Here is a 2,205-nt window from a genome sequence, read left to right as displayed (position 1 = left end):
TCGGTTTCTCTTAAATGAAAGAAGACTTCAACTCTTTCTTCTCCTGTTTTTTCGGTAATATCTGCGGTTTTTTCCATATCTTTTAAGAGTTCTTTCATCCATCTTTCCCCAAATAAGTCCATTTTATATAGATTTTTCTTTTTATAAAAAGAAAAAAATACCTTAAAATTTTATCTATCTCATAAATTTTAAAATTTATATTTTTAAACTCTTTTAACAACAACTAAAGCATCTTTTGTATTAAAAATGTCTTCTCAAGTCTTTACCGTTATGCCTATGTTTCAGCGTGAGGATTGTCTGGAACATCCCGTTTATGCTAACAAGAACGTCCTTATTCTCCTTGAATATCTTGGCAATTGCGAGGATGAAGAGAATGTTTGGATGAGAGTAATCACTGACAAATACACATCAACAAAAGGATTTAACAGTGAAACTTACGGTAAAGTTCTTGATGAGAGTAGGGAAATTACCGATGAACTTCCTGATATTCCTGAAGATGTTCTTAGAACTGTTTATTATGACTATGCTGATTATGATGATGAGGAAGAACCTGAAGTAGGAGAGGAAGAAGAACCTGAAGAAGAACCTGAAGTAGAAGACGAGGAAGAAGAGAAACCGAGGAAGCTGAAAATCCTGAGAGTTCCTAAGTATGAAGAGGAAGAAGAGGAAGAAGAGGAAGAAGAGGAAGAAGACAATCATACATCAACTCATAGGAAGGGAGGACAGGAAGACGAGAAATACAAGGAGAAGATGGTAAGAATTGCCAAGAAGGTAGCGGAGAATGAAGGTTTTGATTTTGATGATTACACTGATGTTATTAATTATTCTAACAATGCAGGAGAAAGTTGTTATTTTATTTTTGTTAATATTAATAAAGCCAACCCTTACTTTACACCGGAAGAATTTGGAAGAGCAGAGGACATTATTAGCCTTGCTTATGGTTCTATGATGGAGCACATTAAAGGAGATAACCTTAAGTTTGAATACAGTCTTAAAGATGATGTAGATTTTGATAATGAAATCCCAAGTGTTGAGTGGTGGGGACGTTATGATAATGTTAAAGAAGGTGAGGAAAGCGAAGATGAAGAAGATGAGTAAATAATTTTTAGATTTAGATAGATTAGATTAATCCCTAATAATACGCTACACAATGTTTATATAAAAATATATAAACTTATTTTCATAAGTTCAACTTCGTTTAAACTTACTTCATAAGTTCAACTTCGTTTAAACTTACTTTAACAACCAAACTTAATAAGCTGTAAATCTATATTACTTATTATAACATTAATATGTGCTATAGTAATAGGACTATCGTGGTAAGTCTCTGTTAATTTTAATATTCCTACTTTAGCTTTTCTCAGTGTTCTCAAGATAATCATAATAAGATTATTTCTCTCTTCTATTGTGTATTGTCCTACTTTTTGTAAATCGTTGATTGCTGTTATAGTTTGGTCTATGATTTGTTCTATTTGCATCATATTGCCTTTTCTGCTTTCACCACTGCGATTACGGTAAAATGCTCCCATCCAACTTTCTTTATCTACAAATACTAAATCGTTCATACAAGGCTTTTTACCTACTTCTATCATTGCTAAAAATTCCAATTTCTTTAAAAGTTCTCTTACTTGAGTTGGTATTATAATACTTCTAATTGAAGAAAAATCCGTTAGTTCTTTCTCTGGTGGTTCTTTTATTTCTTTAAGAAGTTCAGGAGGCTCACTAAAAGACCTTACAAATTCTGTAAGTTTAATATCATTAGGGTCGGCTTTTTCCATTTTATTTTACTATTTTATTAATTTAAGACATAATCTTTATAACTTATTTCTATGATAGAAATAGGAATATTTTCTCTAATCGGTTCATTTCTTCGTAAATACAAATGTAAATTCCGTAGTATCTCTCTTTGGTGAATTAACATAGAATTATTAAATATTTTCTTGTATATACTTCCTACAGTTAATGATAACATAAGAACTAGAACAATATAAATTATGGGCTCCACTTTTATAATAATTATAAAAGTTATGTTGTTGATATTTCTATTGTAATTGTTTCTATAAATTCTCTTTGTTTTACAACTTTATGTTGATAAAAATATCGTGTAAATTCTTTGAAATTTCTTTGGTAATTCTTGTAAGATAGAAAGAAAATAAATAAAGAACCTGATACAACGGGCAGTAAAAGAATATAATCCATTTTATC

At 30.2% G+C, this 2,205-nt stretch carries 3 protein-coding genes; 1 reads left to right on the top strand and 2 read right to left on the bottom strand.

The window, feature by feature from the left end; all coding sequences use genetic code 11:
- The first annotated feature begins 246 nt into the window (after positions 1-246).
- Complete coding sequence (locus NE054_RS07880; RefSeq protein WP_297890400.1) at positions 247-1,098, top strand: hypothetical protein; 852 nt, start codon at positions 247-249, stop codon at positions 1,096-1,098.
- Positions 1,099-1,238: 140 nt separating this feature from the next.
- Here the strand turns inward: NE054_RS07880 and NE054_RS07875 are convergent, their stop codons facing one another.
- Positions 1,239-1,778 carry a hypothetical protein gene (locus NE054_RS07875; RefSeq protein ID WP_297890398.1) on the bottom strand — a complete coding sequence of 180 codons (540 nt, stop codon included), beginning with the start codon at positions 1,776-1,778 and terminating at the stop codon, positions 1,239-1,241.
- Positions 1,779-2,025: 247 nt separating this feature from the next.
- On the bottom strand, positions 2,026-2,205 hold a 180-nt coding region (locus NE054_RS07870; RefSeq protein ID WP_297890396.1), incomplete at its 5' end, for a hypothetical protein.

It is taken from the genome of Sulfurihydrogenibium sp., assembly GCF_027448985.1.
Lineage (GTDB): Bacteria > Aquificota > Aquificia > Aquificales > Hydrogenothermaceae > Sulfurihydrogenibium.
The sequence above is the reverse complement of the archived record's forward strand: the minus strand, read 5'-3'. Positions and strand labels throughout refer to the sequence as shown.

What these genes read in the sequence shown, in the direction of transcription:
- NE054_RS07875 (WP_297890398.1), bottom strand. Translation starts at nt 1,778, where the DNA reads ATGGAAAAAGCCGACCCTAATGATATTAAACTTACAGAATTTGTAAGG.
- NE054_RS07880 (WP_297890400.1), top strand. Translation starts at nt 247, where the DNA reads ATGTCTTCTCAAGTCTTTACCGTTATGCCTATGTTTCAGCGTGAGGAT.